The organism is Microbacterium sp. AG1240 (assembly GCF_003635115.1).
Classification (GTDB): Bacteria; Actinomycetota; Actinomycetes; order Actinomycetales; family Microbacteriaceae; genus Microbacterium.
The window spans coordinates 279444-293346 of record NZ_RBXJ01000001.1; the positions used below are offsets into that span (position 1 = coordinate 279444).

The 13903-nt window shown below is 69.7% G+C and carries 11 protein-coding genes; 6 read left to right on the forward strand and 5 right to left on the reverse strand.

Annotated elements, in window-relative coordinates:
• The first annotated feature begins 179 nt into the window (after positions 1-179).
• Entirely contained in the window at positions 180-3512 is a 3333-nt protein-coding gene (locus DEU34_RS01300) for a family 16 glycoside hydrolase (RefSeq protein ID WP_121148124.1), read from the forward strand.
• Between the two features lie 86 nt (positions 3513-3598).
• Positions 3599-5785: an MMPL family transporter gene (locus DEU34_RS01305; protein WP_121148127.1), complete on the forward strand. Its 2187-nt coding sequence runs from the start codon at positions 3599-3601 to the stop codon at positions 5783-5785.
• On the opposite strand, the gene DEU34_RS01310 is transcribed toward DEU34_RS01305, so the two are convergent.
• From DEU34_RS01310 to DEU34_RS01320, 3 genes are read right to left on the reverse strand one after another with little or no spacing between them, the layout of a single operon-like run.
• A complete protein-coding gene (locus tag DEU34_RS01310; RefSeq protein ID WP_121148129.1) occupies positions 5782-6966 on the reverse strand; it encodes an acetyl-CoA C-acetyltransferase in 1185 nt (394 codons plus the stop codon). The genes DEU34_RS01305 and DEU34_RS01310 overlap by 4 nt on opposite strands.
• Positions 6963-7616, reverse strand: coding sequence for a CoA transferase subunit B (locus DEU34_RS01315; RefSeq protein WP_183042303.1), 654 nt, complete (start codon positions 7614-7616; stop codon positions 6963-6965). The genes DEU34_RS01310 and DEU34_RS01315 overlap by 4 nt, the downstream gene beginning before the upstream one ends.
• Position 7617: 1 nt before the next feature.
• A complete protein-coding gene (locus DEU34_RS01320; protein ID WP_121149663.1) occupies positions 7618-8394 on the reverse strand; it encodes a CoA transferase subunit A in 777 nt (258 codons plus the stop codon).
• A gap of 103 nt (positions 8395-8497) precedes the next feature.
• Here DEU34_RS01320 and DEU34_RS01325 point away from each other — a divergent pair, with 103 nt between their 5' ends.
• From DEU34_RS01325 to DEU34_RS01340, 4 genes are read left to right on the forward strand one after another with little or no spacing between them, the layout of a single operon-like run.
• Positions 8498-9289 (forward strand): IclR family transcriptional regulator, encoded by a 792-nt coding sequence (locus tag DEU34_RS01325; RefSeq protein ID WP_121148131.1) that lies wholly within the window; start codon positions 8498-8500, stop codon positions 9287-9289.
• A gap of 32 nt (positions 9290-9321) precedes the next feature.
• Positions 9322-10371: a biotin/lipoate A/B protein ligase family protein gene (locus DEU34_RS01330; protein WP_116648002.1), complete on the forward strand. Its 1050-nt coding sequence runs from the start codon at positions 9322-9324 to the stop codon at positions 10369-10371.
• Positions 10368-11459 (forward strand): site-specific DNA-methyltransferase, encoded by a 1092-nt coding sequence (locus DEU34_RS01335; protein ID WP_259459996.1) that lies wholly within the window; start codon positions 10368-10370, stop codon positions 11457-11459. The genes DEU34_RS01330 and DEU34_RS01335 overlap by 4 nt, the downstream gene beginning before the upstream one ends.
• Before the next feature lie 4 nt (positions 11460-11463).
• Entirely contained in the window at positions 11464-12450 is a 987-nt protein-coding gene (locus DEU34_RS01340) for an LLM class F420-dependent oxidoreductase (RefSeq protein ID WP_121148134.1), read from the forward strand.
• A 133-nt stretch (positions 12451-12583) separates the two neighbouring features.
• Here DEU34_RS01340 and DEU34_RS01345 read toward each other — a convergent pair whose 3' ends face one another.
• Complete coding sequence (locus DEU34_RS01345) at positions 12584-13429, reverse strand: NAD(P)-dependent oxidoreductase (RefSeq protein ID WP_121148136.1); 846 nt, start codon at positions 13427-13429, stop codon at positions 12584-12586.
• An 89-nt stretch (positions 13430-13518) separates the two neighbouring features.
• Positions 13519-13854 (reverse strand): ATP-dependent DNA ligase, encoded by a 336-nt coding sequence (locus DEU34_RS01350; protein WP_121148139.1) that lies wholly within the window; start codon positions 13852-13854, stop codon positions 13519-13521.
• Positions 13855-13903: the final 49 nt, after the last annotated feature.

A 13903-nucleotide genomic window follows, 5' to 3' on the forward strand; every position in this document is an offset into this window, starting at 1 on the left:
CTGATAAAGGATCAACCGGGGTGGACTCCGGTCCCATCTCGCACCTCGGCGCCAAACAACATTCACCTGACAGGTTTTGTAGACAACTCGGCAAAAGTTGCCTACGATGACGACGCCCGCTTCCGCCGTCGTCGTCTCAGTACTCGCGCGCGGGGCGGCAATGACCCAAAGGAGCAAAGATGCCCGAATCTGCTGTCTTGTCCGGCACCCGCCGGCGCAGCACTCGCCGAACGGCGAGATCCCTGATCGCAGTGGCGCTCGGCAGCGTGCTGGTCACCGCCGGTGCGATCGTTCCCGCCTCCGCGGCGGACCTGCCCCGCCAGGACCAGGGTGTGACGCTGCGGACCTACTACACCCCGCCCCTCACCCAGCTCTGCACGCTGAAGTCCGGTCAGACCCCGAACGTCGACAAACTGATGTCGAACATCAACTACTCGACCGACGAGGACTTCGGCGGCAACGACAACTTCATCACCCACGTGACGGCGAACCTCACCGTCGAGACTCCCGGGGCCTACACGTTCCGCCTGAGCAGCGACGACGGCTCGCGCATGACGCTGGACGGCAAGCTGCTCATCAACAACGACGGCCTGCACGGCACCGAGGCAGTCGAGGGCACCACCACCCTCGACGTCGGTGTGCACGACCTCTTCGTCGAGATGTTCGAGGCCACGAACGGTCAGGCGCTGAAGTTGGAATGGAAGGTCCCCGGGACGTCTTCCTTCGTGGTCGTGCCCACCAGCGCTCTGAGCACCGAGGCCGGCGTCGTGCGAGTGACCGCCCCCGGCACCAAGTACTGCGAGGGCAGTGCCGACTCCGCCGGAGACGGTCTGCGCCTGGACGCGGTCAACCCCAACTACTCCCTCGTCAACCTGCGCCCGGAGGGCTTCAACCCGAAGGTCTCCGGCCTGGCGTTCCTCGGCGACAAGCTGGCCGTCCTCACCACCGGGTCGGTCAACTCGGGCGGCTGGGACACGTCGAAGCCCGGTGAGGTGTACCTCCTCGACGGCGTTCAGACGGCCAGCGGTCCGCAGGACGTGACCTACAAGAAGGTCGCCGACGGACTGCTCAACCCCATGGGCATCGATGTGATCGGCGACAAGATCTACGTCTCGGAGCGCTACCAGCTCACCGAGCTCAGCGACCCCGACGGTGACGGTCTCTTCGACGCCAAGCGGAAGGTCGCCGAATACCCCTCGGGCAACAACTTCCACGAGTTCGCATTCGGCCTCATCCACGACGACGAGAACTTCTACGTGAACCTCTCCGTCGCCATCAACAACGGCGGCGCCACCACCAACCCCCAGCCGGCGAAGAACCGCGGCACGTCGGTCGCGATCAACCGCACCACCGGTGCGCTCACCTACGTCGCCGGTGGGCTGCGCACGCCCAACGGCGTCGCCTTCGGCCCCGAGAACGAGCTGTTCGCGATGGACAACCAGGGCGCGTGGCTGCCGGCCAACAAGCTGGTGAACATCAAGCCGGGTCGCTTCTTCAACCACTTCACCACCGACATCGACGGCAAGCCGGGTCTGTTCGACGACAAGCCGGTCACCCGGCCGGTCGTCTGGATCCCGCAGAACGAGATCGGCAACTCCCCGAGCACGCCCATCATGCTCAAGGACGGTCCTTTCGCCGGCCAGATGATGTTCGGCGACGTGACCTACGGCGGTCTGCAGCGCGCCTTCCTCGAGAAGGTCGACGGCGAGTTCCAGGGTGCGGTGTTCCGTCACTCCGCCGGCTTCGAGGTCGGGGTCAACCGCGTCATCGAGGGCCCGGACAAGTCGCTCTACATCGGCGGCACCGGCGAGGGCGGCAACTGGGGCGAGGCGGGCAAGCTCACCTACGGCCTCCAGAAGCTGGTTCCGAACACGACCCCGAGCGCGTTCGACATGACCTCGATGAAGGTCGTCGAAGGCGGATTCCAGATCGAGTACACCGAGCCCATCTCGGACGAGACGGTCGCGAACATCTCCAAGGCCTACCAGGCCAAGCAGTGGCGCTACCTTCCCACCTCCACCTACGGCGGACCCAAGCTCGACGAAGAGGTGCTGAGCGTCTCCGGCGCCCAGGTCTCCGGTGACAAGCGCACGGTCACGCTGCAGATCGAGGGACTCAAGCAGGATCGCGTGGTCTACATCCGATCGCCGCGTCCGTTCGAGGCGGCCTCGGGCAACGACCTGTGGAGCACCGAGGCCTGGTACACGCTGAACTCGCTGCCGGGCTACGTCTCGCCGGCCGACCGCGGCTGGTACGAGGCCGAGGAGGCGACGCTCACCGGCGGCGCCAAGGTCGACTGGGAGCACAGCGGATACTCCGGTGCCGGGTTCGCCGGCGGCATGTGGAACGCGGGATCGGCCTTCACGTTCACCGTGGACTCCGCGACCGCGGGCAACTTCCCCGTGAACGTGCGGTACTCGAACGGCCCCAACCCCGCACCCGGGGCGAAGGACGTCGGTCTCTACGTCAACGGCACCAAGGTCGACAACTGGACCTTCCCGTCGACCGGTGACTGGAAGACCTGGAGCACGATCACCCGCAACCTCGACCTCGTCGCGGGGGCGAACAGCATCGCGCTCAAGTACGAGACGGGCAACAAGGGCAACATCAACGTCGACGTCCTGTCGATCGGCTCGGCCACCGACATCTGCGCCCCGGCACAGATCGAAGACGGCTACCGCGGCATGTTCGACGGCACGCTCGCGAGCCTCGACGACTGGCGGATGGCCGGACCCGGTGGGTTCGGACGCCAGGACGACTGCAGCATCCGCGGCGAAGGCGGACTGGGTCTGCTGTGGAACCGCACCGAGCAGTTGACCGACTACAGCCTGAAGCTGGACTGGAAGCTCGTCGCCGACCACAACGGTGGCGTGTTCGTCGGGTTCCCGAACCCGGGCAACGACCCGTGGGTCGCGGTGAACCAGGGGTACGAGATCCAGATCGACGCGACGGATGCGGCGGACCGCACCACGGGCGCGATCTACACCTTCCAGGGGGCGAACGCGGAGGCCGTCGAGGCGTCGCTGAACCCCGTCGGTTCGTGGAACGGCTACGAGATCGTCGTGAAGGGGAAGAACATCAAGATCTACCTCAACGGCACCCTCGTGAACGACTTCACGAGCACGGATCCGAACCGCCTTCTCGAGGACCGCTTCATCGGCGTCCAGAACCACGGCGGCGGTGAGGCGGTGTCGTACCGCAACATCCGCGTCAAGGATCTGACCGCTCCGGCGCCCCTCTCGGTCAGCGCGACCAGTGAGGTCCGCTGCATCGCCGGGAAGGGATCGTTGACGGTTCGTGCCACGAACTCCGATACGGTTCCTGTGGACGTCACACTGACGTCGGCGTACGGCGAGAAGGTCGTCAAGGGTGTGAAGCCCGGCACTACGGTCGCTCATACCTTCACCACCCGCCAGGCCTCCGTCCCGGCAGGATCGGCGACGGTCGCAGCGACAGGCGACAGCAGGACCGGCGAGGCGACGACCGCCTACGCCGCGAAGAGCTGCCGTTAGGCGTAGAAAACCCTCGCCCTCCGGTGGCGGACCTCGTGTCCGCCACCGGAGGGTCTCCTTTTGTCCCGTCAGTCCGGGAGGACCCCATGCTCGCCAGCCTCGGCCGTGCCACCGTTCGGCGCCGTTTCCTCTTCCTGGCCGCGTGGGGTCTCCTCATCGTCATCGGGGCGGTCTTCGCCGGTGACGTCTTCGATCGGATGACGTCGGTCGACGACGCCCCCGCCGGTGCCGAATCGCTGCTCGCCCAGGAGCGCCTGGACCAGCTGGACCCCGAAGGAGAGCTCGTCACGGCCGTGATCGCGGGGGAGGACTTCTTCTCTCCCGCGCTGCGCGAGAGCGCGACGTCGGTGCTGGCGGGCATCCGGCAGGTTCCGGGGGTGGTCGACGTCTCCGACGCCTACACCTCCGGTGGCGCGATCGGAGACGACGGTCGATCGTCGCTCGTGGTGGTCGAGATCGACCGCGCGCTGGAGGGTGAGGCCGCCCTCGCGGTCGCCGCGGACGTCGCCGAGCGTCTCCACACGATCGCCGCCCCCGAGGTGCTCGTCGGAGGGCAGCTCCTCGCCGAGCAGGCCTTCGTCGATCGCGCGCTCACCGACGCCGCGATCGGGGAGGGGATCGCCATCGTCGTCCTGCTCGTCGTCCTCGTCATCGTGCTGGGCGGATTCCGCGTCGGCGTCCTGCCGATCGTGGTCGCTCTGGCATCGATCGTGGTGACGCTTCTCGTGCTCGGGGCCGTGGTCGCGCTCATGCCCGTGAACGAGTTCGCGGTCAACATCGTCACGATCCTGGGTCTGGGCCTGGCGGTGGATTACAGCCTGCTCGTGATCATGCGCTTCCGCGAGGAGCGGCAGAACGACCCCGATGCGCCGCTCGACCTTCTGATGACCCGAACGGTGGCCTCCGCCGGCCGGGCCGTTCTCATCTCGGGTCTCGCCGTGTTCATCGCCCTTGTCGGCGTGCTCCTCCTGGGCGACCCCCTGCTGTCGGGTATGGCGCTCGGCGGCGCGATCGTAGTGGTGCTGTCCACCGCAGCGGGTCTCACGCTGCTTCCGCCGGCTCTCGCCGTGGTGCACCGTCACCTGCCCGCTCGGGGAGTGCGTACGTGGGCGCGGCCGTGGTCGCGTCCGGACGCGTCGGCATCGCGGGGATGGCTGGCTCGCTCCGCCGGTCTCGCCCAGCGTCGCCCGGTCGCAGTCGTCATCGGCGCCGTTGTCGTCCTCCTCGCCCTCGCCGCCCCCCTCTCCTCCCTCGCGCTCGACAGCTCCGACATCCGCTCGCTGCCGCCGACGGCCGAGGAGCGCCGGGCCTACGAGGCGACCACGACGGGCTTCGCCGGGTTCGGCGTCGAGCCGGTGACGGTCGTCGTCGACGGCGCGGTCGGCGACCCCGCCGTCGTCGCCGTCCTCGACCGCATCGCCGCGTCGCCCGACGTCGCCGACGCCGATCTCGTCGCCGACCTTCCGGGAGACATCACCGCCGTCGATTTCACCCCGGTCGGCGACAGCGCGACGAGCGCGGCCGCGCAACGCCTGGTGCACGAGGCGCGGGCGGTCGACACCGATCTGACCGTGCAGGTGACCGGACCCGCGGCGGCCCTCGTCGACACGCAGGAGCACCTGCTGCAGCGCATCCCGCTCGCCGTCGGTGTCGTCGCCGTCGCCAGCTTCGCATTGCTGTTCGCCCTGACCCGGTCGGTCGTCGTTCCGGTGAAGGCGCTGCTCCTCAGCATCCTCACGATGACGGCGACGCTGGGGGTGCTCGTCATGATCTTCCAGTGGGGCTGGGGGAGTGCGCTCCTCGGGTTCGAGCCGGTGGGCACCCTCGACGTGACCACGCCGCTGTTCATCGGGCTCCTCGCGTTCGGACTCACGATGGATTACGAGGTCTTCCTGATCGCGCGCATCCGCGAGAGGTGGGTCGAGCGCGACCCCGCCGTCGATCCCCGCGAGGCGAACGCCGAGGCCGTGAGGTACGGGATCACGCAGACCGGCCCCGTGGTGACCACCGCCGCCCTGGCGATCTGCATCGTCTTCCTGGGCTTCGCGGTCGGCGAGCTCGTCGCGATGAAGGAGATCGGCATCGGGATGCTGGTGGCCGTGCTGCTGGATGTCACGCTCATCCGCGGTCTGCTGCTGCCGGCGGCCATGACGCTCCTCGGCCGCGGGAACTGGTGGCCGTCCGTCCCACCCACGTCGAAAGCCCAGAACACCCGGAGCACGCGAGATGCGCGTCCGGGTGTTCTGGACTCTCGGGGCGTGCGGATGCGCTAGCGCGTGAGGATGAGGGCGTCGCCCTGCCCGCCCCCGCCGCAGAGGGCGACGGCGGCGGTGCCCGAGCCGCGACGGACGAGTTCGTGCACGGCGTGCACCACGAGACGGTTGCCGGACGCGCCGATCGGGTGACCGATCGCGATGCCGCCGCCGTGGATGTTCACGACGTCGTCGGAGAGGCCGAGCTCGGTCTGGGAGCGCGCGACGACGGCGCCGAACGCCTCGTTGATCTCGACGACGTCGAGGTCGCCGGCGGCGATGCCCTGCTTCGCCATCGCCGCCTCGATGGCACGTGCCGGCTGCTCGTGCAGGGAGTTGTCGGGACCGGCCACCTGTCCGTGGGCGCCGACGACCGCCAGCACCGGCCACCCGTTCTCGGCGGCGTGCGAGCGGGTCGTCAGCACGACCGCCGACGCCCCATCGGAGATCGGGGAGGAGTTGCCGGCGGTGAGCGACCCGCCGGCGGCGAACGCGGGGCGCAGGCCCGCGAGCGTCTCGACGGTGGTCTCGGGACGGACGCCCTCGTCGCGCGACACGACGACCGGGGCGCCCTTGCGCTGCGGCACCTCGACGACGGCGATCTCCGCGTCGAACACCCCGGCCTCCTGCGCCGCGGCCGCACGCTGGTGCGAGCGGGCGGCGACAGCATCCTGAGCCTCACGGCTCACCGCGAACCGCTCGTTCGCGCGTTCGGTGGAGGCGCCCATGCTCTCGTGGTCGGTCGCGTCGGTGAGCCCGTCGTGCGCCATGTGATCGAGAGCTTCGACCGATCCGTAGGCCCATCCCTCGCGCGAACCCATCAAGAGATGCGGCGCGCGGCTCATCGACTCCATGCCGGCCGCGACCACCACCCTGGCGTCTCCCGCGTCGATCATGCGCTTCGCGTCGATCACGGCGGTGAGGCCCGACAGGCACACCTTGTTGATCGTCGCGGCGTGGACGCCCCACGGGATGCCGGCACCCAGCGCCGCCTGGCGGGCGGGGTTCTGCCCCGCCCCCGCCTGCAGCACCTGGCCCGCGAGCACGGCGTCGACCGCATCGGCGGGCACCCCGCCGCGCTCGAGTGCCGCGCGGATCGCGATCGAGCCGAGCTCGGTCGCGGTGAGCGAGGACAGCTGCCCCTTCAGACGCCCCTGCGGGGTGCGAGCGGCGGAAACGAGAACGACGTCGTCCGTGGTCATGCGTTCACCCTAAGTGCGTCGGCGACGATGAGGGCGGGCTCCGTCGCCGCCACGACCTCGTCGACCGAGACCCCCGGTGCCGTCTCGACGAGCACGAGCCCGTCGGGGGTGACGTCGATCACGGCGAGGTCGGTGATGATGCGGTCGACGACGCCCCGGCCGGTCAGCGGCAGCGAGCAGGATTCCACGATCTTCGGACTGCCGTCGCGGGCGACGTGCTCCATGAGTACGATCACGCGCTCTGCGCCGTGGACGAGGTCCATCGCCCCGCCGGGGCCCTTGACCATCTTCCCCGGGATCATCCAATTCGCAAGATCGCCGGTGCGAGAGACCTGCATCGCCCCGAGGATCGCGTCGTCGATCTTGCCGCCGCGGATCATGCCGAAGCTCAAGGCCGAATCGAAGAACGACGCCCCCGGCAGGGTGGTCACCGTCTCCTTGCCCGCGTTGATGAGGTCAGGGTCGAGGGCGTGCTCCGCCGGGTAGGGGCCGACGCCGAGGATGCCGTTCTCGGACTGGAGCACGACGCGCACCCCCGCGGGGACGAAGTTCGGAACCAGCGTCGGCAGGCCGATGCCCAGGTTCACGTAGGCGCCGTCGGCGAGCTCGAGCGCCGCACGCGCCGCCATCTCGTGCCGTGTGCGTGCCATGTCAGTGCCCTTCCGTGTGAGCGACGGTGCGCTTCTCGACGCGCTTGTCGATGTCGGTGCCGACCTCCACGACCCGGTGAACGAAGACACCGGGGAGATGGATGCTGTCGGGCTCGAGGTCGCCCGGTTCGACCAGCTCTTCGACCTGCGCGATGCATACCCGCCCGGCCATCGCCGCGAGCGGATTGAAGTTGCGCGCGGCCTTGTTGAACACGAGGTTGCCGTGCCGGTCGCCGCGGAGCGCGTGGACGAGCGAGAAGTCGGTGACGATGGCCTCCTCGAGGACGAACTCGCGGGGGCGGCCGTGCACGTCGAAGGTGCGGACGTCTTTCGCGGGAGAGGCGACCGCAACGCCTCCGTGTTCGTCGTAGCGGCGGGGCAGCCCGCCTTCTGCGACCTGCGTGCCGACACCGGTCTGCGTGAAGAACGCGGCGATGCCCGAACCGCCGGCGCGCAGCTTCTCGGCGAGGGTCCCCTGCGGGGTGAGTTCGAGTTCGAGCTCACCCGAGAGGAACTGGCGCTCGAACTCCTTGTTCTCGCCGACGTACGAGGAGGTCATCTTGCGGATGCGGTGCGCGCGCAGCAGCACCCCCAGCCCCCAGTCGTCCACGCCGCAGTTGTTCGACACGACGGAGAGGTCGGTGGTGCCCTGGGCCAGGAGCGCCTCGATCAGGGCGATGGGGTTGCCCGAGAGGCCGAAGCCGCCGACGGCGAGCGAGGCTCCGTCGGGGATGTCACGGACGGCCTCCGCGGCGGAGGGGACGGTCTTGTCGATCACACGCGACTCCTTCGTTCGGGGTGCGCTCTCCATCCTTCGTGCGCAGAGTGTCGGCGGCAGCATCCGTTCTTGCCATGTGGAGATCGCCGGGTCTACCGTCCATATGGTGGACACGGGACGAACGGCGGACGCGGTGGCCGGTACGCAGGCGGTCACGAGGGCGGCGAGGCTGCTGCGGCTCGTCACCGCCGCGGGAGCCGACGGTGTGACGGGGGCTGAGCTCGTCGAGCGCTCATCGCTCACTCGCCCGACCGTGCACCGCCTGCTCGCCGCGCTTCGCCAGGAGGGGCTCGTCGACCGCGACGACGACACCGGGCGGTGGATGCCCGGCCCGGAGCTGTACCTCATGGGAACCGTCGCCGCCGCCAGGTTCGACATCACCGCGGCCGCCCGCGACATCGTGCGCTCGCTGGCGGTGCGCACCGAGGAGAGCGCCTTCCTGTCGGTGCGTCGCGGCGATGAGACGGTGTGCCTCGTGCGCGAGGAGGGGAGCTTCCCGATCCGCTCGTTCGTGCTCTCGGAGGGAGTGCGCTTCCCCCTCGGCGTCGCGTCGGCGGGGCTGGCGATCCTCGCGTTCCTTCCGCCCCACGATGTGGACGCCTACCTCGGCCGACACCCCGAGCTCGCTGCGCGGTGGGGCGCCTCCCACGGGGAGTCACGGCTGCGCGCGCGCCTGCGCGACACGCAGGAGCGCGGGTACGCGGTCAACCCCGGGCTCATCGTCGAGGGGAGCTGGGGGATGGGGGCGGCGGTGTTCACGAGGCAGGGCGACCCGCAGTGGGCGCTCAGCCTCACCGGGGTGGAGTTCCGCTTCGGCGCGGAGCGGCAGGCCGAGCTCGGCCGCACCCTGCTCGCCCACGCGCACCAGCTCACGACGCGGCTCACCGCCCGCTGACGTCCCTGCCGCGGGGTGCGTAGGCTCTCCCTATGCACGGCGAATACAAGGTGCCCGGCGGCAAGCTCGTCGTCGTCGACCTCGACAACGTCAACGGCCGCATCTCGGGGTTCCACCTCGCGGGCGACTTCTTCCTCGAGCCCGACTCCGCGCTCGACGACATCGACGCGGCGGTGAACGGCCTCGCCGTCGAGTCGGACGTGCCGACGATCGCCGCCGCGATCCGCGCGGCCCTGCCCGAGGGCGCTCAGCTCCTCGGCTTCACACCGGAGTCGGTCGCCACGGCCGTCCGCCGCGCTCTCATCACCGCCCCCGGGTGGAAGGACTTCGAGTGGGAGGTGCTGCACGACAAGCCCGTCTCGCCGCGCATGAACCTCGCCCTCGACGAGGTGCTCACCACCCGCGTCGGCGATGGCCGGCGCCGGCCCAGCCTGCGCCTGTGGGAGTGGGACGAGAGCGCCGTCGTCATCGGCTCGTTCCAGTCGTATCGCAACGAGGTCGACCCGGCGGCCGCAGCCCGCCACGGCTTCGACGTCGTGCGACGGATCTCGGGCGGCGGGGCGATGCTGATGGCCGCGAACTCAATCGTGACGTACTCGCTCTACGTGCCGGCCTCCCTCGTCGCCGGTATGACCTTCGCCGACTCGTACGCGTTCCTCGACGACTGGGTGCTGCAGGCGCTGCAGTCGCTCGGCATCGACGCGACCTACCAGCCGCTCAACGACATCGCCGGGCCCCACGGCAAGATCGGCGGGGCCGCCCAGAAGCGACTCGCCAACGGCGGTGTCCTTCACCACGCGACCCTCAGCTACGACATGGACGGCCAGACTCTGACCGAGGTGCTGCGGATCGGCCGCGAGAAGCTCAGCGACAAGGGAACGGTCTCCGCCGCCAAGCGGGTCGATCCGCTGCGGAGCCAGACCGGTCTTCCGCGCGAGCAGATCATCGACCGCTTCATCTCGACCTTCTCCACCCTGTACGGGGCCGTCCCCGGCCGCATCAGCGACGAGGAGTACGCCGAGGCCGAGGCGCTCGTGGCATCGAAGTTCTCGAGCGACGCCTGGCTGCACCGGGTGCCGTGACCTCCGGCGCCGCCCTCCCCGGATCGGTGCAGATCTACTCGGGAGACAACCTCGCCGCCGCCGCAGCCCTGGCCGACGGTGCCTTCACGCTGATATACCTCGACCCGCCCTTCAACACGGGGCGCACGCGGGAGCGCGCGGTCGAGACCGCCCGCACGTGGTCTCCGGCGCCCACCCCCGACGCGGCCGCGCCCGATACGGCGGCGGCTGCGCGCGGTGCGGCCCCGCGCGGTGCGGCCCCGCCCGATACGGCAGCGGCTGCGCCGCCGTCTGCAGCCACAACTCAGGATGAGCCCGAGGCGGCAGTGGCCGGCACCGCGGAATCACGCGGGCGCGACGCCGAGGTCGCAGCATCCGTCCTGAATACGGGCGAGGATGCTGCGCAGACCATCGTGTGGCGCGGGTTCCACGGGCGGGAGTACGAGCGGCTGCGCGGAGATCTGCGGGCCTACGACGACCGGTTCGACGACTACTGGGGGTTCCTGGAGCCGCGGCTGGCCGAGGCCTGGCGGCTGCTCGCCGACGACGGCACGCTCTACCTCCACCTCGACTACCGCGAGGCGCACTACGCGAAGGTGCTGATGGATGCCCTGTTCGGGCGCGAGCGGTTCCTGAACGAACTCATCTGGGCCTACGACTACGGGGCGAAGACCCGCCGGCGGTGGCCGACGAAGCACGACACGATCCTCGTCTACGTGAAGAACCCGCAGCGGTATCACTTCGACTCCGAATCGGTCGACCGCGAGCCCTACATGGCGCCGGGTCTGGTCACCGCCGAGAAGGTGGCGCGGGGCAAGCTCCCCACCGATGTGTGGTGGCACACGATCGTGCCGACGACCGGGCGCGAGAAGACCGGGTACCCGACGCAGAAGCCGGAGGGCATCCTCCGACGCATTGTGCAGGCGTCGAGCCGCGAGGGCGATCGCGTGCTCGACCTCTTCGCCGGCAGCGGCACCACCGGGGCGGTCGCCGCGGCCCTCGGTCGGCACGCGGTGCTCGTCGACGACAATCCCGCCGCCGTCGCGGTCATGCGCGAGCGGATGCCGCACGCCACCGTGGTCGAGGTCGCCTCCGCCCCCGTAGCCTGAGTCCATGCGATTCGGACTCTTCATTCCCCAGGGCTGGCGCTTCGACCTCGTCGACATCGCCCCCGCCGATCACTGGCGCGTCATGGCCTCTCTCGCGCAGGACGCCGACGAGGGCCCGTGGGAGTCGCTGTGGGTGTACGACCACTTCCACACGACCCCCGTGCCGAGCGAGGAGGCCACGCACGAGGCGTGGACGCTCATGTCGGCGTTCGCCGCCTCGACCGACCGCATCCGCCTCGGCCAGATGTGCACGTGCATGGGCTATCGCAACCCGGCCTACCTGGCCAAGGTCGCCGCGACCGTCGACCTGATCTCGGGCGGGCGCGCCGAGATGGGCATCGGCGGCGGCTGGTACGAGCACGAGTGGCGGGCGTACGGCTACGGCTTCCCGCCGATCGCCGAGCGGCTCGGGCGTCTGCGCGAGGGCGTGGAGATCATGCACCAGGCGTGGACGACCGGTTCGGCCACCCTCGACGGCACCTACTACCAGGCGGACGGTGCCATCGTCCGGCCGCTGCCGCTGCAGGAGGGCGGCATCCCGCTCTGGATCGCCGGTGGCGGCGAGAAGGTCACGCTCAAGATCGCGGCCAAGTACGCCTCGTACACGAACTTCGGCAGCTCGATCGAGGAGTTCGCCCACAAGTCCGAGGTGCTGCGCGGTCACACCGACGCGCTCGGCCGCGACTTCGACGAGATCACCCGATCGACGAACTTCAACACGATCGTCGCTGCGACCGAGGCGGAGGCCTCCGACCGGCTCGACGCGGTCATCGCCCGCCTGACGCCCCACGTCGGAGCCGATCGCGCCGCGCAGATGGAACGCGACTACCGCGAGTCGCCCGCGTTCGGCACCCCCGAGCAGATCGTCGAACGACTGTCCGAACGGGCCGCCGCGGGGCTGGGCTACGCCATCCACTACTTCCCCGAGGCGGCCTACGACCGCTCCGGTGTGGACCTCTTCGAGCGCGAGGTCGTGCCGGCGCTGCGCTGAGCGCGCCTCGCGTCGGGGCGCAGCATCCGCTCCACGCGCAACTGCTCGAATCCGCACCCCGCGGCTGCGCGGGCGTGTGGGTTCGAGCAGAAGGGTGTTGATCGGATGCGGCGGAGCCGCCCGGCAGTCGGAGTCAGCGGGGGTCGCGCCAGGAGTGCTGCGGGGCGTAGCCGAGGAGGCGGCGTGCCTTGTCGATCGACAGCAGGGTGTCGTGATCGCCGAGCTCGCCGCGGAGCTCGACCCCGGGGAACACCTCGGCGACGAGCTCGGCGTTCGGGCGATCCATCACGGTGTCGGCCGCGGCGATGATGAAACGGTCGAATCCGGGAGGGGCGACCTCGAGCGCCCGCTCGACCGCCTGGGCTCCGTCGCGGGCGTCGATGTAGCCCCAGAGGTTCCACTTGCGGGTCGTCGCGTCGGCGTCGAACGACGCGAACTCGTCATAGTCGTCGGGCACCATGACGTTCGAGAAGCGCAGCGCGGTGATCGACAGCTGCGGGTTCCAGCGCACGAGCTCGATCGCGAGCTGCTCCTCGAGGTGCTTCACGAGGGAGTACACCGATTCCGGACGCGCCGGGTATTCCTCGTCGACGGGGATGTACGGCGGCGGCACGTCGAAGGGCAGCCCCAGCACCGTCTCGCTCGAGGCGTACACGATCCGGTCGATGCCGAGCCGCACGGCCGCCCAGAACACGTTGAAGCTCGCGGTGATGTTGTTGTGGAACGTGGCGATGTCGGAGCGGATACCGGGCGCCGGGATCGCCCCGAGGTGCACGAGCGCATCGACTCCGTCGTGCTGGTCGCCGACGCCGGCGAGGGCATCGATCACCTGCCCGTAGTCGGTGAGGTCGACCTGCACGAACCCGGGTCCGCGGGTGCCGACCACGTCGAGGCCGATCACCTCGTGACCGTGCTCGCGCAGTTCGCGGGCGACGACCGTGCCCAGTTTTCCGGATGATCCCGTCAGTGCGATACGCATTGCTCCAGAGTGTCACGGCCCGGGCGGGCAGGGGCCGCCCGGGCCGCGCATACCGCCGGCCCGGCCGGTGACGGGCGCTCGGAGCGTCGTCAGGCCAGGGCCAGCTCGGTGAGGACGGGCGCGCGCTGGTCGGCGGGCTCGCGCACCGCGTACAGCCCCGCCGACGAGTTGGCCGTCAGGGTCAGGGCCTTGAGCCAGGCGTGGTTGATCGCCGGTTGACGGCTTCCGTGGAACTTGAACCGCAGCCCGGCGCCGGAGTGTATCCACACCGTGGTGCGTCCCGCGCCCACGCTCGCGTCTTCCTTCCAGGTGAAGAAGAAGTACTCGGACCGGCGGAGCTTCGCCCCGATGACCAGCTGCAGATGCGCGAGCAGTCGGTCGTCGATCTCGGTCTTGGTGCTGCTGTCGTAGATGAAGTAACCCACAATGACCTCCCGGGTCGGTCGCTTGACGCTTCCATGACATGGAGTCGAC

Bases quoted from the DNA above. Each gene is read 5' to 3' on its own strand.
- DEU34_RS01300 (WP_121148124.1), top strand. From the start codon at position 180: ATGCCCGAATCTGCTGTCTTGTCCGGCACCCGCCGGCGCAGCACTCGC.
- DEU34_RS01305 (WP_121148127.1), top strand. From the start codon at position 3,599: ATGCTCGCCAGCCTCGGCCGTGCCACCGTTCGGCGCCGTTTCCTCTTC.
- DEU34_RS01310 (WP_121148129.1), bottom strand. From the start codon at position 6,966: ATGACCACGGACGACGTCGTTCTCGTTTCCGCCGCTCGCACCCCGCAG.
- DEU34_RS01315 (WP_183042303.1), bottom strand. From the start codon at position 7,616: ATGGCACGCACACGGCACGAGATGGCGGCGCGTGCGGCGCTCGAGCTC.
- DEU34_RS01325 (WP_121148131.1), top strand. From the start codon at position 8,498: ATGGTGGACACGGGACGAACGGCGGACGCGGTGGCCGGTACGCAGGCG.
- DEU34_RS01330 (WP_116648002.1), top strand. From the start codon at position 9,322: ATGCACGGCGAATACAAGGTGCCCGGCGGCAAGCTCGTCGTCGTCGAC.
- DEU34_RS01340 (WP_121148134.1), top strand. From the start codon at position 11,464: ATGCGATTCGGACTCTTCATTCCCCAGGGCTGGCGCTTCGACCTCGTC.
- DEU34_RS01345 (WP_121148136.1), bottom strand. From the start codon at position 13,429: ATGCGTATCGCACTGACGGGATCATCCGGAAAACTGGGCACGGTCGTC.